Genomic DNA, 593 nt, shown 5'->3' with positions numbered 1-593 from the left:
TTCATTCATTGACGCAGGCTGATTCACTGACGGACGAACGGGCTGCGAAACAGATTGTTGTGCTTGCACTGGATTTGGGCGCGACTGCTGTTGTGCTACCGGAGCCTGCTGTGCTGGCGCTGAATTCGTTAGACTCGCATTTGGCATCTGACTCAACTGAGGTTGAGATCCTGCGGTAACGACATTTGCACAGTTATTCGCTGATGGACGAAAAGCCAACATACGTAAGACGATCATCTCCATACCAACACGGCCATTTGGAGACAGCGTCAGATCTTCACGACCTTTTAGCGCGATTTGATAGTAAAGCTGCACATCTTGTGGACTGAGCGCTTTACTTAATAATTCGATTTTTTCTGCATCAGGTTGGGCTCGGTCTAGTGACGCAGGCAGTGCTTGATACATAGCGATGCGGTGTAACTGCGTCGCGATTTGTTGCAATAAACCGTCCCACTCAACACCATTCGCCGCCAATTGGTGGATTTTATCCATGGCTTGTTGAGGTTGTTTACTGCTGATCGACTCAAGCAAGTGAATCGCTTGATCCGTATCGATAGTTCCCAGCATGTGGCTAACGATGTCGGTTTGCACCA

1 pseudogene is annotated in these 593 nt (G+C 48.9%); it reads right to left on the bottom strand.

Going from position 1 to position 593, the window contains the following annotated elements:
- Positions 1–593, bottom strand: a pseudogene (locus R7O13_RS28910) (DNA polymerase III subunit gamma/tau); the annotation flags it as partial.

Source organism: Vibrio sp. Y176 (assembly GCF_033438945.1).
Note: the sequence above shows the minus strand (reverse complement) of the source record. Positions and strands in the feature narration are given on the sequence as shown.